At 52.9% G+C, this 23,507-nt stretch carries 25 protein-coding genes; 15 read left to right on the top strand and 10 right to left on the bottom strand.

The window, feature by feature from the left end; all coding sequences use genetic code 11:
* Nucleotides 1-90: 90 nt before the first annotated feature.
* Nucleotides 91-1,824: an arginine--tRNA ligase gene (gene argS / locus EHN07_RS16380; RefSeq protein ID WP_124025113.1), complete on the bottom strand. Its 1,734-nt coding sequence runs from the start codon at nt 1,822-1,824 to the stop codon at nt 91-93.
* A 249-nt stretch (nt 1,825-2,073) separates the two neighbouring features.
* On the opposite strand from argS, the gene EHN07_RS16385 reads away from it, so the two are divergent.
* The 3 genes from EHN07_RS16385 to fumD all read left to right on the top strand — a co-directional run bounded on the left by EHN07_RS16385 (nt 2,074) and on the right by fumD (nt 3,792).
* A complete protein-coding gene (locus EHN07_RS16385; RefSeq protein WP_124025114.1) occupies nt 2,074-2,640 on the top strand; it encodes a VOC family protein in 567 nt (188 codons plus the stop codon).
* A 17-nt stretch (nt 2,641-2,657) separates the two neighbouring features.
* A complete protein-coding gene (cutC, locus tag EHN07_RS16390; protein WP_124025115.1) occupies nt 2,658-3,407 on the top strand; it encodes a copper homeostasis protein CutC in 750 nt (249 codons plus the stop codon).
* 172 nt (nt 3,408-3,579) lie between these two features.
* Nucleotides 3,580-3,792 carry a fumarate hydratase FumD gene (gene fumD / locus EHN07_RS16395; RefSeq protein ID WP_124025116.1) on the top strand — a complete coding sequence of 71 codons (213 nt, stop codon included), beginning with the start codon at nt 3,580-3,582 and terminating at the stop codon, nt 3,790-3,792.
* A gap of 31 nt (nt 3,793-3,823) precedes the next feature.
* Here the strand turns inward: fumD and cmoB are convergent, their stop codons facing one another.
* From cmoB to EHN07_RS16420, 5 genes are all read right to left on the bottom strand, one after another.
* A complete protein-coding gene (gene cmoB / locus EHN07_RS16400) occupies nt 3,824-4,795 on the bottom strand; it encodes a tRNA 5-methoxyuridine(34)/uridine 5-oxyacetic acid(34) synthase CmoB (RefSeq protein ID WP_124025117.1) in 972 nt (323 codons plus the stop codon).
* Nucleotides 4,792-5,535, bottom strand: a complete 744-nt coding sequence (cmoA, locus tag EHN07_RS16405) for a carboxy-S-adenosyl-L-methionine synthase CmoA (RefSeq protein WP_124025118.1) — start codon at nt 5,533-5,535, stop codon at nt 4,792-4,794. The genes cmoB and cmoA overlap by 4 nt, the downstream gene beginning before the upstream one ends.
* Before the next feature lie 47 nt (nt 5,536-5,582).
* Nucleotides 5,583-5,978 (bottom strand): MAPEG family protein, encoded by a 396-nt coding sequence (locus tag EHN07_RS16410; RefSeq protein WP_124025159.1) that lies wholly within the window; start codon nt 5,976-5,978, stop codon nt 5,583-5,585.
* Nucleotides 5,979-6,048: 70 nt separating this feature from the next.
* A complete protein-coding gene (locus EHN07_RS16415) occupies nt 6,049-6,867 on the bottom strand; it encodes a DUF72 domain-containing protein (protein WP_124025119.1) in 819 nt (272 codons plus the stop codon).
* Complete coding sequence (locus EHN07_RS16420) at nt 6,864-7,430, bottom strand: hydrolase (protein ID WP_124025120.1); 567 nt, start codon at nt 7,428-7,430, stop codon at nt 6,864-6,866. The genes EHN07_RS16415 and EHN07_RS16420 overlap by 4 nt, the downstream gene beginning before the upstream one ends.
* A 271-nt stretch (nt 7,431-7,701) precedes the next feature.
* Between EHN07_RS16420 and aspS the strand changes: the two genes are divergently transcribed.
* From aspS to EHN07_RS16460, 8 genes are all read left to right on the top strand, one after another.
* Complete coding sequence (aspS, locus tag EHN07_RS16425) at nt 7,702-9,474, top strand: aspartate--tRNA ligase (RefSeq protein WP_124025121.1); 1,773 nt, start codon at nt 7,702-7,704, stop codon at nt 9,472-9,474.
* Nucleotides 9,475-9,918: a dihydroneopterin triphosphate diphosphatase gene (gene nudB, locus EHN07_RS16430; RefSeq protein ID WP_124025122.1), complete on the top strand. Its 444-nt coding sequence runs from the start codon at nt 9,475-9,477 to the stop codon at nt 9,916-9,918.
* A 26-nt stretch (nt 9,919-9,944) separates the two neighbouring features.
* Nucleotides 9,945-10,688, top strand: coding sequence for a YebC/PmpR family DNA-binding transcriptional regulator (locus tag EHN07_RS16435; RefSeq protein ID WP_124025123.1), 744 nt, complete (start codon nt 9,945-9,947; stop codon nt 10,686-10,688).
* Nucleotides 10,689-10,731: 43 nt separating this feature from the next.
* A complete protein-coding gene (ruvC, locus tag EHN07_RS16440; RefSeq protein WP_124025124.1) occupies nt 10,732-11,253 on the top strand; it encodes a crossover junction endodeoxyribonuclease RuvC in 522 nt (173 codons plus the stop codon).
* Between the two features lie 79 nt (nt 11,254-11,332).
* Nucleotides 11,333-11,944: a Holliday junction branch migration protein RuvA gene (gene ruvA / locus EHN07_RS16445; RefSeq protein WP_124025125.1), complete on the top strand. Its 612-nt coding sequence runs from the start codon at nt 11,333-11,335 to the stop codon at nt 11,942-11,944.
* 20 nt (nt 11,945-11,964) lie between these two features.
* Nucleotides 11,965-12,975, top strand: coding sequence for a Holliday junction branch migration DNA helicase RuvB (gene ruvB, locus EHN07_RS16450; RefSeq protein WP_124025126.1), 1,011 nt, complete (start codon nt 11,965-11,967; stop codon nt 12,973-12,975).
* Between the two features lie 275 nt (nt 12,976-13,250).
* On the top strand, nt 13,251-13,544 hold the full coding sequence (locus EHN07_RS16455; protein ID WP_124025127.1) for a type II toxin-antitoxin system TacA family antitoxin: 294 nt from the start codon (nt 13,251-13,253) through the stop codon (nt 13,542-13,544).
* Complete coding sequence (locus EHN07_RS16460) at nt 13,541-14,029, top strand: GNAT family N-acetyltransferase (RefSeq protein WP_124025128.1); 489 nt, start codon at nt 13,541-13,543, stop codon at nt 14,027-14,029. Before EHN07_RS16455 ends, EHN07_RS16460 begins: the two co-directional genes overlap by 4 nt.
* A gap of 78 nt (nt 14,030-14,107) precedes the next feature.
* On the opposite strand, the gene znuB is transcribed toward EHN07_RS16460, so the two are convergent.
* Nucleotides 14,108-14,893: a zinc ABC transporter permease subunit ZnuB gene (gene znuB / locus EHN07_RS16465; protein ID WP_124025129.1), complete on the bottom strand. Its 786-nt coding sequence runs from the start codon at nt 14,891-14,893 to the stop codon at nt 14,108-14,110.
* Nucleotides 14,890-15,645 carry a zinc ABC transporter ATP-binding protein ZnuC gene (znuC, locus tag EHN07_RS16470; RefSeq protein WP_124025130.1) on the bottom strand — a complete coding sequence of 252 codons (756 nt, stop codon included), beginning with the start codon at nt 15,643-15,645 and terminating at the stop codon, nt 14,890-14,892. The genes znuB and znuC overlap by 4 nt, the downstream gene beginning before the upstream one ends.
* A gap of 78 nt (nt 15,646-15,723) precedes the next feature.
* Between znuC and znuA the strand changes: the two genes are divergently transcribed.
* The 3 genes from znuA to lpxM all read left to right on the top strand — a co-directional run bounded on the left by znuA (nt 15,724) and on the right by lpxM (nt 19,119).
* Complete coding sequence (gene znuA / locus EHN07_RS16475; RefSeq protein WP_124025131.1) at nt 15,724-16,668, top strand: zinc ABC transporter substrate-binding protein ZnuA; 945 nt, start codon at nt 15,724-15,726, stop codon at nt 16,666-16,668.
* Nucleotides 16,669-16,683: 15 nt separating this feature from the next.
* Entirely contained in the window at nt 16,684-18,006 is a 1,323-nt protein-coding gene (gene mepM / locus EHN07_RS16480; protein WP_124025132.1) for a murein DD-endopeptidase MepM, read from the top strand.
* A gap of 132 nt (nt 18,007-18,138) precedes the next feature.
* Nucleotides 18,139-19,119: a lauroyl-Kdo(2)-lipid IV(A) myristoyltransferase gene (lpxM, locus tag EHN07_RS16485; protein WP_124025133.1), complete on the top strand. Its 981-nt coding sequence runs from the start codon at nt 18,139-18,141 to the stop codon at nt 19,117-19,119.
* 79 nt (nt 19,120-19,198) lie between these two features.
* Here the strand turns inward: lpxM and pyk are convergent, their stop codons facing one another.
* Both pyk and EHN07_RS16495 read right to left on the bottom strand, forming a co-directional pair.
* Complete coding sequence (gene pyk, locus EHN07_RS16490) at nt 19,199-20,641, bottom strand: pyruvate kinase (protein ID WP_124025134.1); 1,443 nt, start codon at nt 20,639-20,641, stop codon at nt 19,199-19,201.
* Between the two features lie 129 nt (nt 20,642-20,770).
* The gene (locus tag EHN07_RS16495) at nt 20,771-21,640 is read right to left on the bottom strand and encodes a MurR/RpiR family transcriptional regulator (RefSeq protein WP_124025135.1); all 870 of its coding nucleotides are present in this window, start codon (nt 21,638-21,640) and stop codon (nt 20,771-20,773) included.
* A 360-nt stretch (nt 21,641-22,000) separates the two neighbouring features.
* Here EHN07_RS16495 and zwf point away from each other — a divergent pair, with 360 nt between their 5' ends.
* On the top strand, nt 22,001-23,476 hold the full coding sequence (gene zwf / locus EHN07_RS16500; protein ID WP_124025136.1) for a glucose-6-phosphate dehydrogenase: 1,476 nt from the start codon (nt 22,001-22,003) through the stop codon (nt 23,474-23,476).
* The last annotated feature ends 31 nt before the right edge of the window (nt 23,477-23,507 follow it).

A 23,507-nucleotide genomic window follows, 5' to 3' on the forward strand; every position in this document is an offset into this window, starting at 1 on the left:
CCATGTTCGTTTTGCGAAAGTCATGGGGTTTGTCATCAGTCTGAAAAGGCTCGCCGTTAATGGCGAGCCTTTTGTGCATAAAAGCAAAAATTACATACGTTCTACGGTTTCAATCCCCAACGTATCCAGACCCAGCTTCAGCGTTTTCGCCGTCAACAGCGCCAGTTTCAGGCGGCTGTTACGCGCTTCAATGCTGTCAGCGGTCAGAATTGGGCAATGCTCATAGAAGCCAGAGAATAGGCCCGCTACGTCGTACAGGTAAGAACACATCACGTGCGGCGTACCGTCACGCGCCACCACATTCAGCGTTTCCTCAAATTGCAGCAGACGTGCCGCCAGTTGTGCTTCGCGATCTTCAGTCAGTACCACCAGCGCTTTCAGCAACTCGGCTTCATCAATATTGGCCTTACGGAACACTGACAGCACACGGGTATATGCATATTGCATATATGGCGCGGTGTTGCCTTCGAAGGCCAGCATGTTGTCCCAGTCGAAGATGTAGTCGGTGGTACGGTTCTTGGACAGATCCGCGTATTTCACCGCGCCAATACCGACTGCGTTTGCCAGCGCTTCTAACTCATCAGCAGGCATATTCGGGTTCTTTTCAGCCACCAGGCGACGCGCGCGTTCCAGCGCTTCATCCAACAGATCGGTCAGCTTAACGGTGCCACCGGAGCGAGTTTTAAACGGCTTGCCGTCTTTACCCAGCATCATGCCGAACATATGGTGTTCTAACGGCACGGAATCTGGCACGTAACCGGCTTTACGCACGATAGTCCACGCCTGCATCAGGTGCTGATGCTGGCGGGAGTCGATGAAGTACATCACGCGGTCGGCATGTAGCGTTTCAAAGCGATATTTCGCACAGGCGATATCGGTGGTGGTGTACAGGTAGCCGCCATCCTTTTTCTGGATGATGACGCCCATCGGCTCGCCTTCTTTATTCTGGTATTCATCAAGGAAGACCACCGTTGCGCCTTCGCTTTCAACCGCCAGACCTTTGGCTTTCAGATCCGCCACAATGCCCGGCAGCATTGGGTTATAAAGGCTTTCACCCATTACGTCGTCACGGGTCAGCGTGACGTTCAGACGTTGGTAGGTGATTTGGTTTTGCGTCATGGTCACATCGACCAGCTTGCGCCACATAGTACGGCAATATTCATCGCCGCCTTGCAGCTTCACCACGTAGGCGCGAGCGCGCTCGGCAAATTCAGCGTCTTCGTCATAGTGTTTCTTCGCCGCGCGGTAGAACTCTTCGAGGTCGGCCAGCGCCATCTCGCCAGCGTTCTCTTGCTGCTGCTTTTCCAGATACGCAATCAGCATCCCGAACTGTGTGCCCCAGTCGCCAACGTGGTTGGCGCGGATAACTTTATGGCCAAGAAATTCCAGAGTACGCACCGCAGCATCACCAATGATGGTGGAGCGCACATGGCCGACGTGCATTTCTTTCGCCACGTTCGGTGCGGAGTAATCAACCACGACTGTTTTCGGTTCAGAAACGGTAACACCAACACGGTCAGACGCCACGGCTTCGTCGACATTCTTCGCCAGAAACGCAGGATCGAGGAAGATATTGATAAAACCCGGGCCGGCGATTTCAACTTTGCTGGCAATACCGGTCAAATCCAGATTGGCAATCACCAACTCTGCGACTTGTCGTGGCGGCTTGCCCAGTGATTTCGCAACTGACATCACACCATTGGCCTGATAGTCGCCGAACTGAACTTTTGCTGACTGACGAACCTGTGGTTCGCAATCCGCAGGCGCGCCTGCGGCAATCAGTGCCTGACTGACTTTATCTGAGAGAAGTGCCTGAATATTCACCGGGATACCTTACTTTTTGCTAAGGGCTGCCATTAATTTACAGCAACCGTATCATTGGGGATAAAAATAGGGCGTAAGTATAACTTTATTTCCCCACCTTAGTCAGCAAAAGCCTTGCCCCGTGCGCCCTGTACTAATATCAACGGTATAGTGAATAACCATTCAGAAATGTTGCCGCGTTTCGGGTGTTGGTGATGGCGGCGGGAAAAGGTAGATTACCCTCCATTGGTGACTTGAGAGGAGATAGGGATGGCTAACTGGCAGGCAATTGAACAACTGAATGATATTGCAGCGGATCTCCCGCGCTTTACACAAGCGTTAACGGAACTTGCCGCGCGTCTGGATCTTGACATCGCGCCTCTTGATGCCGACCACATTTCGCTGCGCTGTCACCAGAATACGACGGCGGAACGCTGGCGGGCGGGGCTGGAACAGTGCGGCACTCTGCTGTCAGAAAATATCATCAACGATCGTCCGATTTGCCTGTTTAAGCTTGATGAGCCGGTATGCGTGGCGCACTGGCAATTCAGCGTGGTTGAATTACCGTGGCCGGGTGAAAAGCGTTACCCCCATGAAGGCTGGGAGCACGTAGAAATTGTGCTGCCGGGGGACATTGCCACTCTGAATGCGCGTGCGCTGGATTTAATGTCCGACGCCGGTCTGCGTCAAACGGGGATTTCGGTGAAAACCAGTTCTCCAAAAGGCGAACGTGAGCGCCTGCCAAACCCAACGCTTGCGGTCACCGACGGCAAAGTGACGATCAAATTCCATCCGTGGAGTATTGAAGATATTGTGGCTAGCGAATTAGCTGACTGATTTTTAAGGAGTCATCAATGCCGTTGCTTGAGATATGTTGTTATGGAATAGACTGTGCAGTTACTGCGCAACAAGCCGGAGCGGATAGAATCGAATTATGTGCAGCGCCGAAAGAGGGTGGATTAACCCCTTCAGCGGGCGTGCTGCGTAAAGTTAAAGAACGGGTTTCGATTCCCGTGCACCCAATTATTCGTCCGCGCGGTGGCGATTTCTGCTACACCGATGGCGAGTTTGAAACCATGCTTGAAGATATCGCCTTCGTGCGTGAACTGGGGTTCCCGGGGCTGGTTATCGGGATGTTAGACAACGAAGGGCATATTGATCTGCCGCGTATGAAACGTGTTATGGGGCAGGCAAAGGGCATGGCGGTCACTTTCCACCGCGCGTTCGATATGTGCCATAACCCTCTTCAGGCATTGGAACAATTAACGGATTTGGGGGTGGCACGTATTCTCACTTCCGGCCAGCAACAGAGTGCCGAGGCAGGACTTTCATTACTCAGGGAACTAAAACAGCATTCCCGTGCTCCAATCATTATGGCCGGGGCTGGAGTAAGACTGAGCAACCTGAAAAAGTTCGTCGATCGGGGGATTGATGAAATGCACAGTTCAGCCGGGAAGAGCGTCGCTTCGCCGATGCGTTACCGCAAAGCGGGGGTCTCCATGAGTGCGGATGCCGAAGCCGATGAGTTTAACCGCTACTGCGTGGATGGTGAGGTGGTAGCAGCAATGAAAGCGGTGTTAGTGGCCAGCCAGACGGCAAACTAACCGATAACAGTTTTAAACCGCGCATCATGTTGCCCATATGATGTTGCTCGTACCAGGCCCCGATGTTTTATCGGGGTTTTTTTTAGTGAGCCAGATAACGATTTGTTTTTAAAGTGTATGTTGGCGTGTTGTTCAAACGTGTTAGTCTTCCGGTTCAACGACGGAGGACAAGATGAATATTACCGACAAAGAGCTTTACGACGAAATGTGCAGGGTGGTGGGAAAGGTCGTGCTTGAGATGCGTGATTTAGGCCAGGAGCCGAAGCATGTTGTGATTGCAGGCGTGGTCAGGACGATGTCCGCCAACGGTAACATTCAACGTTCGCCGCTGACCAGCGCCGCGATGAGCGAGGTGATTCGCGCACTCGGGTTTGCCTCAACATAATTAAGGCCACAAAATGTGGCCTTTCTGACTTTTATGGCTTACGTGCTACCAACACCGCACGTAGCGGGGCGGGGTAGCCTTCGACGGTTTTGCGTTGATCGTTCGGGTCGAGGAAATCGGCCAATGATTCTGTCGTCAACCAGCTGGTGCGGCGCTGCTCTTCGCTTGTGGTATAGCAATGATCCACAATTCTCACATCAACGAAGCCGCACTTTTCCAGCCAGTTTTTTAACGCTAACGCAGACGGAATGTAATACACATTACGCATTTGCGCATAGCGATCGCCCGGCACCAGCACCGTATTTTCGTCGCCTTCTACCACTAATGTTTCCAGCACCAGTTCGCCCTCCTTCGCCAGCTGGTTTTTCAACTGATAGAGATGGTCGAGCGGGGAGCGGCGGTGGTAGAGCACGCCCATTGAAAACACGGTATCGAAAATATTCAGCTCGGGAAGCTGCTCGATGCCCAGCGGCAGTACATGCGCTCGTTGGTCGTTACCCAGCAGTTTACGCACCGCTTCAAACTGACAGACAAACAGCTGCATCGGATCGATGCCGACGGCGAGATGCGCGCCCGCGCCAATCATGCGCCACAGGTGGTAGCCGCTGCCGCAGCCAACGTCCAGAATGGTGCGCCCGGCCAGCGGGGAAATATGTGGCAGCACGCGATCCCACTTCAGGTCAGAGCGCCACTCGGTGTCGATATCCACGCCGTACAGCGAGTAAGGCCCTTTGCGCCACGGCATCAGGTTGCGCAGTAATTTTTCAATCCCCAGGCGTTGACCGTCACTCAGCGGCGTTTCTGATTGCGCCGTTACGCTGTGCAATAAATCCAGACGATACGGCTTCAGCTCAGGCAGGTATTCAACGGTGTTGTACCAGTGCTTAAACTGGCCGTGCAGATTCTCGCGCTGCCAGGTGGCAATTTGCGCGGGCAAGGTTTCAAGCCACGGAGCCAGCGGGCTTTTGGCGATAAGCTGATAAAAATTACCAAAGTCGATCATGCTGATGTTCCTGATTTCAGTGCAACCAAAGAGCCAAAGTTAAAGCACTGGAACCATAATTCTGCGTGGTCAAATCCGGCTTGTTTGAGGCGTTGTTTATGGGTTTCGACAGAGTCGGTGAGCATGACGTTTTCCAGCATGCTGCGCTTTTGGCTGATTTCCAGCTCGCTATAGCCGTTGGCGCGTTTAAAATCGTGGTGCATATTGAACAGCAATTCACCCACTTCACCATCTTCAAAGCTGAACTTCTCAGACAGCACCAGCGCGCCCCCCGGCTTCAGACCCCGGCAGATTTTCTCCAGCAGCAGCTTGCGGTCGCCTGGCTCAAGGAATTGCAGGGTAAAGTTCAGCACTACCATTGACGCATTTTCGATAACGATATCGCGAATGTCGCCTTCGATAACCTCTACCGGCGTTTGCGCTTTAAAGGCGTCGAGATGGCGACGGCAGCGCTCGACCATAGCGGGGGAGTTGTCTACCGCGATAATTTTGCAGTTGTCATGATGAATGTTGCGACGCACGGACAAGGTTGCGGCGCCAAGGGAGCAGCCGAGGTCATACACCTGGCTATCCGGTGTCACAAAGCGCTCCGCCAGCATGCCAATCATCGAAATGATATTGGAATAGCCGGGCACCGATCGTTGAATCATATCGGGGAACACTTCTGCTACACGTTCATCAAAGGTCCAGTCACCTAATTTGGCGATCGGGGCGGAAAACAGCGTATCGCGGTCAGACATAATGTTAAATCCGGAAATTCGAAATTTCGAAAGGGGCGTATTTTGCGTTAATGCAGCGAGAAAACCAACTCCCATGGCATATACCACAGGTTAGCCAGCACCATCAGCAGCAAAGAACACCAGGTGGCACTCATACCAGAACGACGCCAGCTGATTAAGCGATGATGAAAACCATAAGCGTGCATCAGGCGCCCGGCAATCAGCAGCAGCCCGCAAAGATGCACCATCCAGATTTCGGCACCGTTCATCTCCATCAGTAATAAAAGGAGTAATGCCACCGGAATATATTCCACCGCATTACCATGAATTCGAATTGCGCTCTGAAGTTCGCTAAAACCGCCGTCGCCATAGGAGACGCGGTACTGCAAACGCATACGAACAACATCAAACGAGAACTTAATCAGCAACAATGCACCCAAAACGGCATAGAGCGCGCATACCATACTCATATCCTATAGCGGTAGTTCCAGCACGGCCTATGATAACAGCGCAGACCATCGGCTGTCGCTACCCCTAAAACAGGGAGTTTTGTTTTGGAATAGCCGGTTCGTTACCCAGTTCAGGAAAGGTCTGTTGCAGCCCAGGCCATAAGGTATGCACCAGATCCTGTACCAGCCCGATATCTGGCGTATGCAAAAACAGGTAGGGCGTGGTGTGGGTCTCCCATTCAGCCAGCTTTTTTAACCACGCCTCAAAGAAAGCGCTGTTTTGCTGCATATCGTCACTGCCGATAAAACGCACCAGCGGGTTGCCCGCCGTGACGAGCGCATGGACAGGGACTTTTGGTTTTTTGCGTTGTGCTTCACGAATCGCTTCGTTATGCGGTTTGGCGCGGTGAACTGGGCGACTATCGAGGATTACGCGGTTTACGCCGCGTTGATGTAATCCGCGATTGAATGCCTGCTCATCCTGGCTTTTATCAAAGAAAGCAGGGTGGCGAACTTCGACGCCATAGGTGAAATCTTTCGGCAGCGAGTCGAGGAAATGCCACAAGGCAGGTAAATCAGACGGCCCAAAGGTGGCCGGAAGCTGTAGCCAGTACTGCCCGATGCGGTTTGCCAGCGGCGACATGCGCTCAAGAAATTCCGCGCTTAAATCGCCACACTGGCGTAAGGCCGCGTTGTGGGAAATCGTGGCCGGGAATTTAAAGCAGAAACGGAAATCATCCGTGGTCATCTCGCGCCAGCGCATCACCACTTCGGCTTTGGGAAGGGCATACAGCGTGGTGTTGCCTTCCACGCAATTGAAGTGGCGAGCGTAATCTTCAAGAGAGGTGATGCCAAGGCGTACCCATTTGGGATGCGACCATTGGGGAAGGCCAACGTATATCACAGGGCAGCAATAACCTCTTCAGTACGACGGACACGGGCGATGCGTGGGAAAATATGCCTCATGCTGCCCTGATGCTGGTCGCTGCTTGCCGCACTACAGGCATCTTCAGCGACCACCAGATTAAAGCCCAGCTCCCAGGCGTTACGCGCGGTGGATTCCACCCCGATATTAGTGGAAATACCGCACAGCACGATGGTGTCGATACCCCGGCGGCGCAGCTGGAGTTCCAGATCGGTGCCGTAAAATGCGCCCCACTGGCGTTTAGTCACTTCGATGTCGCCGTCTTGTTTCCCCAGCTCCTGCGGGTAAACCCACCAGTTGTCAGGCAGGGTATGCGCGCCGATCCCGGCGTCAACCGGCTGCCTGAGCGCTTCGGCAAAATCTTCAGACCAGCCTACGCGCACCATAAACACCGGCGAGCCGTTGGCACGGAATTTTTCAGCCAGTTTTGCCGCACGAACCACCACATCCTGTGCACTGTGCGGGCCGCCGGCAAAGGGCAGGATGCCTTCCTGCAAATCAATCACCACAAGCGCGGTTCTGGCGGTATTGAGTGCTAACATTCGGTGACTCCGGGTCAAAATGAGCTTATCGACGCATACCTTACGACGGAATACGAGCGGCAGAGTTTACAAATTTTGTTAATTTTTGTGAGTTTTGCCTGCGCGCGGCGTTTTGAAACGCGTTAGTCAGGCGTATCGGGCTTATCGTCGGGCATTATTTCCAGTATAATAGCCCCCTTTTTTATCAATATATGACATACAAAAATAGTGGTCGCCGGGCTGCCTGATTTGCAGGTAACGCACGGTGAGCGGCTAATTTAAGGGATATCTCATGCGTACAGTATATTGCGGGCAGCTCAATCAATCCCATGTGGGACAACAAGTAACACTGTGTGGTTGGGTCAATCGTCGTCGTGACCTCGGTAGCCTTATCTTTATTGATATGCGCGATCGCGAAGGCATCGTGCAGGTGTTTTTCGACCCGGACCGTCAGGATGCGTTCCAGCTTGCTTCCGAACTGCGTAATGAGTTCTGCATTCAAATCACCGGCACCGTTCGCCCGCGTGATGAAAAAAACATCAACAAAGATATGGCAACCGGCGCGGTTGAAGTCTTCGCCACCGATTTGACCATCATCAACCGTTCGGAAGCGCTGCCGCTGGACTCCAACCATGTCAACACGGAAGAAGCGCGTCTGAAATTCCGTTACCTGGATCTGCGTCGCCCTGAAATGGCGAACCGTCTGAAAACGCGTGCCAAAATCACCAGCTTCGTGCGCCGCTTTATGGATGACCACGGTTTCCTTGATATCGAAACCCCGATGCTGACCAAAGCCACACCTGAAGGCGCGCGTGACTACCTGGTGCCAAGCCGTGTGCATAAAGGTAAATTCTACGCCCTGCCGCAGTCGCCGCAGCTGTTCAAACAGCTGCTGATGATGTCCGGTTTTGACCGTTACTATCAGATCGTTAAGTGCTTCCGCGATGAAGACTTACGCGCCGACCGTCAGCCAGAATTTACCCAGATCGACGTTGAAACCTCCTTTATGACCGCCCCACAGGTGCGTGAAGTGATGGAAAAACTGGTTCGCGATCTGTGGCTGGAAGTGAAAAACGTCGATCTGGGCGATTTCCCAATCATGACCTTCGCCGAAGCGGAGCGTCGTTACGGCTCTGACAAACCAGACCTGCGTAACCCGATGGAGCTGGTGGACGTTGCTGACCTGCTCAAAGACGTTGAGTTTAAAGTGTTCGCAGGCCCGGCCAATGATGTGAAAGGCCGCGTTGCTGCCCTGCGCGTGCCGGGTGGCGCACAGTTAAGCCGCAAACAGATTGACGACTACGGCAAGTTCATTGAAATTTACGGCGCGAAAGGGCTGGCCTATATCAAAGTGAACGAGCGTGCGAAAGGCATCGAAGGTATCACTAGCCCGGTGGCTAAGTTCCTGAATGCTGAAATCGTTGAAGCTATTCTGGAGCGTACTGCTGCGCAAGATGGCGATATGATCTTCTTCGGCGCAGACAACAAAAAAGTGGTTGCGGATGCACTTGGCGCGTTACGCCTGAAAATCGGTAAAGATCTGAGCATCACCGATGAAAAAGCATGGGCACCGCTGTGGGTTATCGACTTCCCTATGTTTGAAGACAACGGCGAAGGCGGCCTGACCGCAATGCACCACCCGTTCACCGCCCCGAAAGATATGTCCCCGGAAGAACTGGCGGCCGATCCAGAAGCGGCTGTGGCAAACGCCTACGATATGGTTATCAACGGTTACGAAGTTGGCGGCGGTTCTGTGCGTATCCACAACGGCAATATGCAACAGACTGTGTTCGGCATTCTGGGTATCACCGAAGAAGACCAGCGCGAGAAGTTTGGCTTCCTGCTCGACGCCCTGAAATACGGTACGCCGCCGCACGCGGGCCTGGCGTTTGGTCTGGATCGTCTGACTATGCTGTTGACCGGCACCGACAACATCCGTGATGTTATCGCGTTCCCGAAAACCACCGCAGCAGCGTGTCTGATGACCGAAGCGCCAAGTTTTGCTAATCCAACGGCGCTGGCCGAGCTGGGTGTGGCGGTGATTAAAAAGGCTGAGAAAGAATAAATGGCCTGGAAGCGTCCCGTCTCGGTACTGATTGTGATTTTTGCGCAGGACACCGGACGGGTGCTGATGCTACAGCGGCGCGACGATCCTGATTTCTGGCAGTCGGTTACCGGCAGCATTGAAGAGGGGGAAAGCGCGCTGCATGCCGCGCTGCGTGAAGTAAAGGAAGAGGTCGATATTGACGTTGTCTCAGAACAGCTGACCCTGAACGACTGTCAACGCTGCGTGGAGTTCGAGATTTTTACACATTTGCGTCATCGCTATGCGCCGGGGATCACGCGCAATACAGAATATTGGTTCTGTCTTGCGCTGCCTCACGAACGCTCGATTACCATCACGGAACATCTGGCCTGGGAATGGACAGACGCACAGGCTGCGGCTGCTATGACTAAATCGTGGAGCAACCGGCAGGCGATTGAAGAGTTTGTTATTGATGCGGCCTGAAAAAGGCGTTTTTGGAGAAAGTTATTATGGCAGGTCACAGTAAATGGGCCAACACGAAGCACCGCAAAGCGGCACAGGATGCCAAGCGCGGTAAAATTTTTACCAAAATCATTCGTGAGCTGGTAACCGCAGCTCGTCTGGGCGGCGGCGACCCGGGCTCTAACCCGCGTCTGCGTGCGGCGATTGATAAAGCGTTATCCAACAACATGACGCGCGACACCTTAAACCGCGCAATCGCGCGTGGCGTGGGTGGCGATGAAGACGCGAACATGGAAACCATCATTTATGAGGGTTACGGCCCCGGTGGTTCTGCGGTCATGGTTGAGTGCCTGAGCGACAACCGCAACCGCACCGTGGCGGAAGTGCGTCACGCGTTCAACAAATGTGGCGGCAACCTGGGAACCGACGGTTCTGTAGCGTATCTCTTCACCAAAAAAGGCGTTATCTCTTATGCCCCAGGCAAAGATGAAGACACCGTGATGGAAGCTGCGCTGGAAGCGGGTGCCGAAGATGTTGTCTCTTATGACGACGGCGCAATTGACGTGTTCACCGCGTGGGAAGAAATGGGTGCGGTACGTGACGCGCTGGAAGCTGCAGGCCTGAAAGCCGACGAAGCAGAAATTTCTATGATCCCATCCACCAAAGCGGATATGGACGCAGAAACTGCACCGAAACTGATGCGCCTTATCGACATGTTGGAAGACTGCGATGACGTGCAGGAAGTTTACCACAACGGTGAGATCTCTGATGAGGTTGCGGCAACGCTGTAATGGTGTTGTCTGAAACCGTACACCGGTTTACGGGAGACGCGTGATGGCGATTATTCTCGGTATCGATCCGGGGTCACGCGTTACCGGTTATGGCGTTATTCGCCAGACCGGACGGCAGCTTACCTATTTAGGCAGCGGCTGTATTCGTACTCAGGTGACCGACTTACCCTCGCGTCTGAAGCTTATCTACGCGGGGGTGAGCGAAATTATTACCCAGTTCCAGCCTGAATATTTCGCCATCGAATCCGTGTTTATGGCAAAAAATGCCGACTCAGCGTTGAAACTCGGCCAGGCGCGCGGCGCGGCGATTGTTGCCGCGGTAAACCATGAGCTGCCGGTGTTTGAATATGCTGCCCGTCAGGTCAAGCAGACGGTGGTCGGTATCGGAAGCGCGGAGAAAAGCCAGGTGCAGCACATGGTGCGCACTTTGCTGAAACTCTCCGCTAACCCGCAGGCCGATGCGGCGGATGCGCTGGCGATTGCCATTACGCACTGCCACGTGACGCAGAACTCGATGCAGATGAGCGAATCGCGGCTTAATCTGGCGCGGGGACGTTTAAAATAAATAAGGCTGGATATCTATCCAGCCTTTTTAATATGATAAGCAAAATTTTTGGCATAGCCGCTAAACGCAGGAGCAGATTGTGATTGGACGACTCAGAGGCATCATTCTCGAAAAACAGCCGCCGCTGGTATTAATGGAAGTGGGCGGTGTAGGGTATGAAGTCCATATGCCGATGACCTGCTTCTATGAATTACCGGAAATCGGTAAAGAAGCGGTGGTGTTTACCCAGTTTGTGGTGCGCGAAGATGCGCAGCTGCTTTACGGGTTCAATAACAAACAAGAACGCACGCTTTTCCGCGAACTTATCAAAGTGAATGGCGTTGGCCCGAAACTGGCGCTGGCGATTCTTTCTGGTATGTCGGCACAACAGTTTGTTAATGCGGTTGAACGTGAAGAAATTGGTTCTTTAGTCAAACTGCCGGGCGTGGGTAAAAAGACCGCCGAGCGTTTGATTGTCGAAATGAAAGACCGCTTCAAAGGTATGCATGGCGACCTGTTTACTCCGGCATCCGATCTGGTGCTGACGGCGCCGGAAAGTGGGGCGACGGACGACGCCGAGCAGGAAGCGGTTGCGGCGCTGGTATCGCTGGGCTATAAACCACAAGAAGCAAGTCGCATGGTAAGCAAAGTGGGTAAAACGGGTGCCGATTGCGAAACCCTGATCCGTGACGCACTCCGTGCGGCACTTTGAACCCCTAAGGTAGATAAAGGATGATTGAAGCAGACCGTCTGGTATCGCCAGACACCATCACCCCTGATGAGCTAATTGACCGCGCAATCCGCCCGCGTTTCCTGGCAGATTATGTCGGCCAGCCGCAGGTTACCTCGCAAATGGAGATTTTCATTCAGGCGGCGAAACTGCGTGGGGATGCGCTCGATCATCTGTTAATTTTCGGCCCGCCAGGGTTGGGGAAAACCACGCTGGCGAATATTGTCGCCAACGAAATGGGTGTCAATCTGCGCACCACTTCCGGCCCGGTGCTGGAAAAAGCAGGGGATTTGGCGGCAATGCTGACCAACCTCGAACCCCACGACGTTTTATTTATCGATGAAATCCACCGTTTATCGCCGGTTGTCGAAGAAGTGCTTTATCCGGCAATGGAAGATTATCAGCTCGATATCATGATTGGCGAAGGTCCGGCAGCGCGCTCGATTAAAATCGATCTGCCGCCGTTTACCCTGATTGGCGCGACGACGCGAGCAGGTTCTTTGACTTCACCACTGCGTGACCGTTTCGGGATCGTGCAACGCCTGGAGTTTTACGGGGTTGCTGATTTGCAGCACATCGTTGGCCGCAGCGCGAGCGTATTAGGGCTGGAAATGAGTGAAGAGGGCGCTTTTGAAGTGGCGAAGCGAGCGCGTGGTACGCCGCGTATTGCCAACCGTTTACTGCGGCGGGTGCGTGATTTTGCCGAAGTGCGTCACGATGGCACCATCAGCGCCGAAATCGCTTCGCAGGCGCTGGATATGCTGAATGTCGATACCGAAGGCTTTGACTATATGGACCGCAAACTACTGCTGGCGGTGATCGACAAATTCCTCGGCGGCCCGGTTGGGCTGGACAACCTCGCGGCGGCAATTGGTGAGGAGCGGGAAACGATAGAAGATGTGCTGGAGCCCTTCCTGATCCAGCAGGGCTTCCTGCAGCGCACCCCGCGCGGACGAATGGCCACACCGCGCGCCTGGACTCACTTTGGGATTGTGCCGCCAATACTGCCCTGAATGATCTAAAAAGCTGTTCATCTACTTTTTCTCATACCCGAGAGGGTGAATCATTTCGGCATTAAGATCGGCTTCAACGCTGATTTTTTCAGCAGGCGATCGAACTGGTTGAGATCTTCAGGGGGTTGAGATTTTTGGCGAGTTCGTTAGCCAGAGTCTGCAACGTGCATTATTTAGGGGATAGAAATTGTTGTACTTTTCCTTTGGTGTGTAATGACATTAACGTTACGGTGGCTGTATACTTATTAACCACAAACATCTATGAGGAAGATATCATGCCCGGTACACAAAACATCGGTGTTAAGCGTGAAACGTTAAATTTACGTATTAAGTCCGCCGAGCGCGACTTGATCGATCGTGCAGCAAAAATCAGAGGGAAAAATCGTACTGATTTTGTTCTGGATGCTGCCCGGGCAGCAGCTGAAGAAACATTGCTTGAACAGCGTATTATTATGGTGGATCCCGAAGCTTATCAGGAGTTTCTTGTTCGCCTTGATCAGGCGCCGCAATCCAATGCGGCACTGCGTAAAACCATGCAGACAACTGCACCCTGGGATCATAAAAAATGATTGCCGCTCCTGAGCCTCTGCGCGCGGAACATGTTGTTAGCCAGTTTGGCTGTGGTGTGGAGTCTATGGATAACTGGCTCAGACAGCGGGCGATGAAAAATCAATTAACCGGTGCATCCCGTACTTTCGTTTGTTGTGATGAAGCAAGGGTGCTGGCTTACTATTCACTGGCATCAAGTGCGGTTGCAACGAAATCAGCACCAGGTCACTTTCGTCGTAATATGCCCGACCCGATCCCAGTAGTCATATTGGGGCGTCTGGCAGTTGATAAATCATTACACGGGAAGGGCATCGGCAGGGCGCTGGTGCGTGATGCCGGGCTACGGGTCATTCAGGCCGCAGAAACGATTGGTATACGCGGGATGCTGGTCCACGCTCTATCTGATGAAGCCCGGGATTTTTATTTACATGTTGGGTTTGAACCCTCACCAGTAGAAGCGATGACATTGATGATCGCTACTGGAGATTTAGTCGCCGCTCTTTGAACTGAACGCCAAAAAGAGACTCAACTGTTTTTTTGTCACCCGAGCTACTTTCAGTAGCCCGGGGGGCTACATAATTATTTAAGCAGCCTGCTTCTTCGCCATACTCAACACAAACAACACCGCCGAACTCAGCACCACCGAAGGCCCGGCAGGCGTGTCATAAAACGCTGAGAACATCAGTCCGCCAGTGACTGAAAGCATCCCGATAAGCACGGCAAAACCTGCCATTTGCTCCGGCGTGCGGGCAAAACGGCGCGCGGTTGCTGCAGGAATAATCAGCAGGGAAGTGATAATCAGCGCGCCAACGAACTTCATCGCTACCCCGATGGTCAGCGCCGTCACCAGCATCAACAGCATTTTCACGCGTTGCAGGTTGACTCCGTCAACATGCGCCAGATCCGGGCTGATGGTCATCGACAGCAGATTGCGCCATTGCCAGAGCAGCACGCCAACGACCACGGTGACACCCAGAGCAATAGAGATAATATCGGGCATCGTGACCGAAAGCAGGTCGCCAAACAGATACGCCATTAAATCGACGCGCACGTTCGACATTAAACTGACAACCACTAAGCCAAGCGACAGCGCGCTGTGCGCCATAATGCCCAACAAGGTGTCCAGCGCCAGCTGAGGGCGTTTTTCAAGCCACACCAGCCCGATTGCCAGCAATAACGTCACCGCAATCACCGCATAAAATGGATTAACATTAAGCAGCAGGCCAAATGCAACGCCTAATAAAGAGGCGTGGGCGAGGGTATCGCCAAAGTAAGACATCCGACGCCAGACAACAAACGACCCCAGCGGCCCTGCGGCACAGGCCAGCAGCATCCCTGCAAGCCAGCCGGGCAACAACAATTCAATCATGGCTGGCCATTTCCTCTGCGCAAAACGATACGTCCGGTAAGATCGTGACGGTGATTATGATGATGACGGTAAATCCCTAATTGTTCGGCACCACGAGCGCCAAACATCGAAATAAATTCAGGATGCATCGATACCACTTCCGGCGTGCCAGAACAGCAAATATGGTGGTTCAGGCACAACACATCGTCGGTTTTCGCCATCACTAAATGCAGGTCATGAGAAACCATCATGACCGCGCAGTTGAGTTCCTGGCGCAGCTGATCGATGAGGTTATAGAGCGCCAGCTGCCCGTTCACATCAACGCCCTGAGTGGGCTCATCAAGCACCAGCAGCTGCGGCTGATTGAGCAAGGCTCGCGCCAGCAGAACGCGCTGGTTTTCACCGCCCGAAAGCTTTTGCATGGGAGCGTCAATCAAATGTGCGGCCTGCACGCGTTTAAGAGCGGGTAAAATATCGGTTTTTTTCACCCCCGGACGCAGGCGCATAAACCGACTGACGGTCAGCGGCAGGGTGGCATCGAGATGTAATTTTTGTGGCACATAGCCAATACGCAAATCGCGATCGCGCCTGATAACCCCCTCATCAGGCGTGACCAGACCAAGCACCACGCGCACGAGGGTTGATTTACCTGCGCCGTTAGGGCCCAGCAGCGTTAAAATTCGGCCCGCTTTAAGATCGAGAGAAATATCAGACAGCACGCGGCGTTGTCCGAAAGAAACAGAAATATTTTTCAGTGATACCAGATTTGTCATGACAATTTCAGGGTTGCAGAAGTTAGCGAATGTTATAATATCACACTTCCCACATTCATCATGATGAAAAGTCGCATTATGTTACATAAAAACTCATTTCTTTGCGCAGCTCTGGCAACAGCTTTTCTCGGCGCCGCAGCGCTACCGGCCCAGGCCGCCGTTGTTGCCTCTATCAAACCATTAGGATTTATTGCCGCAGCTATCGCTGATGGCGTGACAACCACTGAAATTTTACTGCCGGACGGCGCTTCTGCCCATGATTATGCGCTGCGCCCATCAGACGTAAAACGCTTACAAAGCGCGGACTTAGTGGTATGGGTTGGTCCAGAAATGGAAGCCTTCATGCAGAAATCAGTCGGCCAGCTAGCGGAACCCAAAAAAGTGCAGCTGGCGGCGCTGCCGGGCGTGAAACCGTTACTGATGAAAGGTGCTGACGATGACGCTCACGACCATGAAGGCCATGACCATTCAGCTGAAAATGGTGACGACGGTCACCATCATGGTGAATACAACATGCATATTTGGCTTTCGCCAAAGATAGCGCGCCTGTCAGCGGTTGCAATCCACGATAAATTAGTGGAACTTATGCCCCAAAATAGCGCCAAACTAAACGCCAACCTGCGGACTTTCGAGTTAGGATTAGCCAACATCGATAAGCAGGTTGGTAGCGAGCTGGCACCGCTCAAAGGAAAAGGGTATTTCGTTTTTCACGACGCTTATGGCTACTTTGAAAAACAGTACGGTTTGAAGTCACTTGGCCATTTTACCGTTAACCCAGAAATCCAGCCCGGTGCGCAGCGTTTACATGACATCAGAACACAGTTGGTTGAGCAAAAAGCCGTGTGCGTGTTTGCTGAACCACAGTTCAGGCCAGCAGTGATCAATGCCGTAGCCCGTGGCACTAACGTGCGAAGCGGCACGCTAGACCCACTGGGAATTGAGGTTAAGCTTGCTAAAGACAGCTATATGCAGTTTTTGAGCGGGCTTGCGAACCAGTATGCGAGCTGCCTGAAAGGAGATTAATGAGGAAGTGAATACGTGCAACAGATAGCCCGCTCTGTCGCCCTGGCATTCGACAATTTGTCCCGGCCCCACCGCGTTATGCTGGGGTCTCTTACAGTTCTTACGCTTGCGGTCGCCGTCTGGCGACCGTACGTCTATCATCCTCAAGCTACCCCCGTGATTAAAACCATTGAGCTGGAGAAAAACGAGATTCGCTCGTTGCTTCCGGAAGCCAGTGAACCATTGGACCAATCCCCGGACGCTGAAGATGACACCATTCCACAAGATGAGCTCGATGATAAAACCGCGGGTGAAACCGGCGTTCATGAGTATGTGGTCTCGACGGGGGATACGCTCAGCAGCATTCTCAACCAGTACGGCATTGATATGGGCGATATCAGCCAGCTTGCCGCAGTGGATAAAGATCTGCGCAATCTGAAAATCGGTCAGCAAATTTCCTGGACGCTAAACGATGCTGGCGAATTACAGCGCCTGACCTGGGAAATGTCGCGCCGGGAAACGCGCACTTACGATCGTTCGGGCAGCACCTTCAGGCTCAGCAGTGAAATGCAGCAGGGCGAGTGGGTCAATAATGTGCTCAAAGGCACGGTTGGCAATAGCTTCGTCAGCAGCGCCAAAGCCGCCGGATTGACCAGTGCTGAAATCAGCTCGGTTATCAAAGCCATGCAGTGGCAGATGGACTTCCGCAAACTGAAAAAAGGCGATGAGTTTTCCGTGCTGATGTCGCGGGAAATGCTGGATGGCAAGCGCGAACAAAGCCAACTGGTTGGTGTGCGTCTGCGCAGCAGCGGTAAAGATTATTATGCTATTCGCGCGCAGGACGGCAAGTTCTACGATCGTAGCGGTTCCGGCCTTGCGAAAGGCTTTATGCGTTTTCCAACCGCCAAACAGTTCCGTATCTCTTCGAACTTCAATCCGCGTCGCCTTAACCCGGTAACCGGACGCGTGGCGCCCCATAAGGGGGTCGACTTTGCGATGCCGCAAGGCACACCGGTACTCGCCGTCGGTGATGGTGAAGTGGTCATGGCAAAACGTAGCGGCGCCGCAGGTTACTTTGTCGCTATTCGCCACGGGCGCACCTATACCACCCGCTATATGCACCTGAAGAAGCTGCTGGTGAAGCCCGGGCAGAAAGTGAAGCGCGGCGACCGTATTGCACTATCGGGCAATACCGGGCGTTCTACCGGGCCACATCTGCATTATGAAGTGTGGATTAACCAGCAGGCCGTGAATCCACTGACAGCTAAATTGCCGCGTACCGAAGGGTTGACCGGCACGGATCGCAATCAATATCTGGCTCAGGTTCGTGAAGTGACACCGCAGCTTAGCTTCAATTAATTCGGCATCAAGAAAGCAGCCGGTACTCCGTACCGGCTTTTTCTTTGTCTGATTTGTCTGATGGACATTCCCCCGCTAAGATACTGACAAATTTCATGTCATCAATGATTTGATGCCGTACTGAGAATATGCATGGAAAAAGCAAAAAAAAGCCCCGGCGAGTTCATTCCTGAGTTTCAAAAGGCCTTCCTGCACCCGAAATTTTGGGGTGCCTGGTTAGGCGTTGGCGCTTTTGCCGGGCTGGCAATGTTACCGCCATCGTTACGCGATCCTCTGCTGGGTAAAATAGGACGCATTGCCGGGCGCTTTGGTAAAAGCGCCCGGCGTCGCGCACAGATTAATTTACTGTACTGTTTCCCACAGATGCCTGAAGCAGAGCGTGAGGCGGTTATCGACGAGATGTTCGCTACCGCGCCACAGGCCATGGTGATGATGGCGGAGCTGGCCATTAAAGGTCCGCAAAAAATCGCCCCGCGCATTAACTGGCACGGTAAAGAGATTATTGATGAGCTACAGCGGCGCGAAGAAAACGTGATTCTGCTCGTTCCGCACGCCTGGGCGGTAGATATCCCTGCGATGCTGCTGGCGTCCCGGGGGCAAAACGTGGCGGCGATGTTCCATAATCAGGGCAATCCAGTATTCGACTATATGTGGAATAGCGTGCGCCGCCGTTTTGGCGGGCGTCTGCATGCGCGTAATGACGGGATTAAGCCATTTATTAGCTCGGTGCGCCAGGGCCACTGGGGCTACTATCTGCCAGACCAGGATCACGGCGCTGAACATAGCGAGTTTGTTGATTTCTTCGCTACCTACAAAGCAACGCTGCCAGCTATTGGTCGCTTAATGAAAGTATGCCGTGCGCGTATCGTGCCGCTTTTCCCGGCCTATAACAGCGAGAGCCACTGTCTGGATATTTATATTCGCCCGCCCATGGATGATTTAGCCAGCGCAGATGACCTTACCATTGCCCGGCGGATGAACGAAGAGGTGGAAATTTTTGTCGGCCCGAATCTGAAGCAGTACACCTGGATCCTGAAGCTGCTTAAAACGCGCAAGGAAGGGGAGGCGGAGCCCTACAGCCGCAAAGAGTTATATCCGAAGAAAAAGCGCTGAGGAAATAAGAACCGCGCTTTTTGTTTGATTATCAGAAAGATAAAGGGGCCAATCGGCCCCTTTATCTTATGAGGATAAATTACTCAACGCACAGAATACGCGTGGTATTGGTGGTACCTATAGTACTCATCACATCCCCCTGGGTGACGATAACCAAATCGCCAGAAACCAGGTAGCCTTTATCACGCAGCAGGTTTACCGCATCGTTGGCCGCCAAAACGCCGTCGCTTGCGCTATCGAAATAGACAGGCGTTACGCCACGGTACAAAGAGGTGAGGTTCAGCGTGCGCTCATGGCGGGACATCGCGAAGATAGGTAGGCCGGAGCTGATACGTGAAGTCATCAGTGCGGTGCGGCCAGACTCGGTCATGGTGATGATGGCGGTGATCCCTTTCAGGTGGTTGGCCGCATACATCGCCGACATGGCAATCGCCTCTTCGACATTGTCGAACTGCACGTCAAGACGGTGTTTGGAAACGTTGATGCTTGGGATTTTCTCCGCACCCAGGCAAACGCGCGCCATAGCCGCTACGGTTTCCGCCGGGTATTGCCCCGCCGCCGTTTCTGCAGAAAGCATGACCGCATCGGTGCCATCGAGGACGGCGTTTGCCACGTCCATCACTTCCGCACGGGTAGGCATTGGGTTGGTAATCATCGACTCCATCATTTGAGTCGCGGTGATAACCGCACGGTTGAGCTTACGCGCGCGACGAATCAGGGTCTTCTGAATGCCGACCAGTTCCGGATCGCCGATTTCAACGCCGAGGTCACCACGAGCCACCATTACGACGTCAGACGCCAGGATCACGTCATCCATTGCCGCTTCGTCGCAGACCGCTTCGGCACGCTCAACTTTAGCCACAATCTTCGCATCACAGCCTGCATCACGCGCCAGGCGGCGAGCGTAGTTCAGGTCTTCACCACAGCGCGGGAAAGAGACCGCAAGGTAATCAACACCGATTTTGGCGGCCGTCAGAATATCCGCTTTGTCTTTATCGGTCAGCGCTTCAGCAGACAGGCCGCCGCCCAGCTTGTTGATCCCTTTATTATTCGACAGCGGGCCGCCCACGGTGACTTCGGTAAAGACCTTCATCCCCTGAACCTCGAGCACTTTTAGCTGTACGCGTCCGTCATCAAGCAGCAGGATGTCGCCGGTCACCACATCAGCAGGCAGACCTTTATAGTCGATACCGACTTTTTCTTTGTCGCCTTCGCCTTTGCCCAGGTTGGCATCAAGCAGGAATTTGTCACCGATATTCAGGAAAACTTTCCCTTCTTTAAAGGTGGAAACACGAATTTTTGGTCCCTGCAAATCGCCCAAAATAGCGACATGTCGACCCAGTTTCGCGGCAATTTCACGAACTTTATCCGCACGCAGCTGATGATCTTCTGCGGTGCCATGAGAAAAGTTCATTCGTACCACGTTAGCGCCAGCAGCGATAACCTTTTCCAGATTATTGTCGCGATCGGTCGCTGGACCTAAAGTGGTAACGATTTTGGTTCTACGTAGCCGTCTGGACATGTATTACTCCGTTGACTGAAACAACTTTGGTGTTGCGTTAACAAAAGATTCGGTAAGTCAGGGGCGTTGAAAAGCCCAAAGCAACAACTTAACCGAATGACCTAAAAAGTTACAGCTTTGTTATAAAACTTAATTATCTTCACCCGGGACAAAAAGCCCCTTATCAAAACGCGATTCCCTGAGGGCTTCCTTGACTCGCTTCAAGTTATCTCTGAATTTCGCGCCACGGCGCAAAGTAAAACCGGTTGCCAGCACATCAATAACGGTGAGCTGCGCAAGGCGCGACACCATCGGCATATAGATATCGGTGTCTTCTGGCACATCGAGCAATAAAGAGAGAGTGGCTTCGCGCGCCAGCGGCGAGCCTTCTGAGGTGATAGCCAGCACAATGGCATCGTTTTCTCGGGCCAGCTGCGCCAGCTCCACCAGGTTTTTAGTGCGCCCGGTGTGCGAAATCAGCACCACCACGTCTTCCTCGCTACAGTTCATGCAGCTCATTCGCTGCAAAACGACATCGTCGGAATAGATGACCGGCACATTAAAACGGAAGAATTTGTTCATCGCATCGTGGGCGACGGCGGCAGAAGAGCCCAGGCCAAAGAAGGCGATTTTTTTTGCCTGAGTTAGCAGGTCTACCGCGCGATTAACGGCGGCCATATCCAGTGATTGCCGCACCTGGTCAAGGCTTGCCATGGCGGATTCAAAGATTTTGCCGGTATAAGCTTCTACACTGTCATCTTCGTCAACATTGCGGTTTACATAAGGGGTGCCATTAGCCAGACTTTGTGCCAGATGTAATTTAAAATCCGGAAAGCCTTTGGTTTCCAGGCGGCGGCAAAAGCGGTTGACCGTGGGCTCGCTGACTTCAGCACTGCGGGCGAGGGTGGCAATGCTTGAGTGAATGGCGTCTTGCGGTGCGGTAAGAATCACTTCTGCGACTTTACGTTCTGATTTGCTAAGGTGTTCCAGTTGGGACTGGATTTTGTCCAGCATATTCATAGGTGTCCGGCACTCATGGTTTTTGTCGATTTCAACAAATGGAGAAATCGTGGCACGATTTAGCAAGAATATACGCTTGCCGACTGGCGATGGGTTAAGTTATTCGCGGTAATAATGTTGTTTTTTTTCATTACATGATCAGCGTCTAACTTTAGAGATGGTGTACATCAACGGCAAAACGTCGGAAAATTCGCTTAATTAGCGCCATAATGGCGCTGGTGGCTCAATATTGCCCACCAGTACGATCAAATAATGGGCAAAGATTTACCTGAATTCATCAAACGCAGTACATTGTTCTGTAATAAAATTACAAGTATGCCTGGTAAGCAAGCCGGGACATCCGCAACGAGGAGACGAGACATGGCGGTAACACAGACAGCTCAGGCATGTGACCTGGTGATTTTCGGCGCAAAAGGCGATCTTGCGCGTCGGAAACTTCTGCCATCCCTGTATCAGCTGGAGAAGGCGGGGCAGATCCACCCGGAAACACGTATCCTGGGTGTGGGCCGCGCAGAGTGGGATAAAGAGGCTTACATCAAGGTGGTGCGCGAAGCGCTCGAAACCTTTATGAAGGAAACGATTGACGAAAGCCTGTGGGATAAATTGAGCGGCCGTCTCGATTTTTGCAACCTTGATGTTAACGACACCGCGGCCTTTAGCAAACTCGGTAAAATGCTCGACCAGCAAAATCGCGTCACCATCAACTATTTTGCTATGCCACCGAATACCTTTGGCTCGATCTGTAAGGGCCTCGGTAAGGCGAACCTCAACGCTAAACCTGCTCGCGTGGTGATGGAAAAACCGCTTGGTACCTCGCTTGTGACCTCGCAAGAGATCAATAACCAGGTAGGCGAGTATTTTGAAGAGTGCCAGGTTTACCGTATCGACCACTATTTAGGAAAGGAAACGGTTCTCAACCTGTTGGCGCTGCGTTTTGCTAACTCCCTGTTTGCCAATAACTGGGATAACAAAACCATCGATCACGTGGAAATCACCGTTGCGGAAGAGGTGGGTATCGAAGGGCGCTGGGGTTATTTTGATCAGGCCGGGCAGATGCGCGACATGATTCAAAACCACCTGCTGCAAATTTTGTGCATGATTGCGATGTCCCCGCCTTCCGATCTCACCGCTGACCATATCCGCGATGAGAAAGTCAAAGTTCTGCAATCCCTGCGCCGTATCGACCGCAGCAATGTGCGTGAGAAAACCGTCCGTGGCCAGTACACCGCCGGTTTTGCGCAGGGTAAGAAGGTTCCGGGCTATCTGGAAGAGGAAGGGGCCAACAAAAGCAGCAGCACCGAAACCTTTGTCGCTATCCGTGTTGATATCGATAACTGGCGTTGGGCGGGGGTGCCGTTCTACCTGCGCACCGGTAAACGTCTGCCAACCAAATGCTCTGAGGTGGTGGTCTATTTCAAAAACCCATCGTTGAACCTGTTCAAAGATTCCTGGCAGGATCTGCCACAGAATAAGCTCACCATCCGTCTGCAACCAGACGAAGGGGTGGATATTCAGGTGCTTAACAAAGTTCCCGGCCTTGAGCACAAGCATAACCTGCAAACCACTAAACTCGATCTGAGCTACTCCGAAACCTTCAACGAATCACATCTGGCCGATGCTTACGAGCGTCTGCTGCTGGAAACCATGCGCGGTATTCAGGCTCTGTTCGTGCGTCGTGACGAAGTCGAAGAGGCATGGAAGTGGGTTGACTCCATCACCGAAGCCTGGGCTGCGGACAACGATGCGCCAAAACCTTACCAGGCTGGCACCTGGGGGCCGGTGGCATCGGTGGCGATGATTACCCGCGATGGCCGTTCATGGAACGAATTCGAGTAAATCTCCGTCATCCTTCAAGTTGCAGGGGTGT

Origin of the sequence: Buttiauxella warmboldiae (assembly GCF_003818135.1) — a bacterium.
GTDB lineage: Bacteria > Pseudomonadota > Gammaproteobacteria > Enterobacterales > Enterobacteriaceae > Buttiauxella > Buttiauxella warmboldiae.

What these genes read in the sequence shown, in the direction of transcription:
- EHN07_RS16385 (WP_124025114.1), top strand. Translation starts at nt 2,074, where the DNA reads ATGGCTAACTGGCAGGCAATTGAACAACTGAATGATATTGCAGCGGAT.
- cutC (WP_124025115.1), top strand. Translation starts at nt 2,658, where the DNA reads ATGCCGTTGCTTGAGATATGTTGTTATGGAATAGACTGTGCAGTTACT.
- fumD (WP_124025116.1), top strand. Translation starts at nt 3,580, where the DNA reads ATGAATATTACCGACAAAGAGCTTTACGACGAAATGTGCAGGGTGGTG.
- cmoB (WP_124025117.1), bottom strand. Translation starts at nt 4,795, where the DNA reads ATGATCGACTTTGGTAATTTTTATCAGCTTATCGCCAAAAGCCCGCTG.
- cmoA (WP_124025118.1), bottom strand. Translation starts at nt 5,535, where the DNA reads ATGTCTGACCGCGATACGCTGTTTTCCGCCCCGATCGCCAAATTAGGT.
- EHN07_RS16410 (WP_124025159.1), bottom strand. Translation starts at nt 5,978, where the DNA reads ATGGTATGCGCGCTCTATGCCGTTTTGGGTGCATTGTTGCTGATTAAG.
- EHN07_RS16420 (WP_124025120.1), bottom strand. Translation starts at nt 7,430, where the DNA reads ATGTTAGCACTCAATACCGCCAGAACCGCGCTTGTGGTGATTGATTTG.
- aspS (WP_124025121.1), top strand. Translation starts at nt 7,702, where the DNA reads ATGCGTACAGTATATTGCGGGCAGCTCAATCAATCCCATGTGGGACAA.
- nudB (WP_124025122.1), top strand. Translation starts at nt 9,475, where the DNA reads ATGGCCTGGAAGCGTCCCGTCTCGGTACTGATTGTGATTTTTGCGCAG.
- EHN07_RS16435 (WP_124025123.1), top strand. Translation starts at nt 9,945, where the DNA reads ATGGCAGGTCACAGTAAATGGGCCAACACGAAGCACCGCAAAGCGGCA.
- ruvC (WP_124025124.1), top strand. Translation starts at nt 10,732, where the DNA reads ATGGCGATTATTCTCGGTATCGATCCGGGGTCACGCGTTACCGGTTAT.
- ruvB (WP_124025126.1), top strand. Translation starts at nt 11,965, where the DNA reads ATGATTGAAGCAGACCGTCTGGTATCGCCAGACACCATCACCCCTGAT.
- EHN07_RS16455 (WP_124025127.1), top strand. Translation starts at nt 13,251, where the DNA reads ATGCCCGGTACACAAAACATCGGTGTTAAGCGTGAAACGTTAAATTTA.
- EHN07_RS16460 (WP_124025128.1), top strand. Translation starts at nt 13,541, where the DNA reads ATGATTGCCGCTCCTGAGCCTCTGCGCGCGGAACATGTTGTTAGCCAG.
- znuB (WP_124025129.1), bottom strand. Translation starts at nt 14,893, where the DNA reads ATGATTGAATTGTTGTTGCCCGGCTGGCTTGCAGGGATGCTGCTGGCC.
- znuC (WP_124025130.1), bottom strand. Translation starts at nt 15,645, where the DNA reads ATGACAAATCTGGTATCACTGAAAAATATTTCTGTTTCTTTCGGACAA.
- znuA (WP_124025131.1), top strand. Translation starts at nt 15,724, where the DNA reads ATGTTACATAAAAACTCATTTCTTTGCGCAGCTCTGGCAACAGCTTTT.
- lpxM (WP_124025133.1), top strand. Translation starts at nt 18,139, where the DNA reads ATGGAAAAAGCAAAAAAAAGCCCCGGCGAGTTCATTCCTGAGTTTCAA.
- pyk (WP_124025134.1), bottom strand. Translation starts at nt 20,641, where the DNA reads ATGTCCAGACGGCTACGTAGAACCAAAATCGTTACCACTTTAGGTCCA.
- EHN07_RS16495 (WP_124025135.1), bottom strand. Translation starts at nt 21,640, where the DNA reads ATGAATATGCTGGACAAAATCCAGTCCCAACTGGAACACCTTAGCAAA.
- zwf (WP_124025136.1), top strand. Translation starts at nt 22,001, where the DNA reads ATGGCGGTAACACAGACAGCTCAGGCATGTGACCTGGTGATTTTCGGC.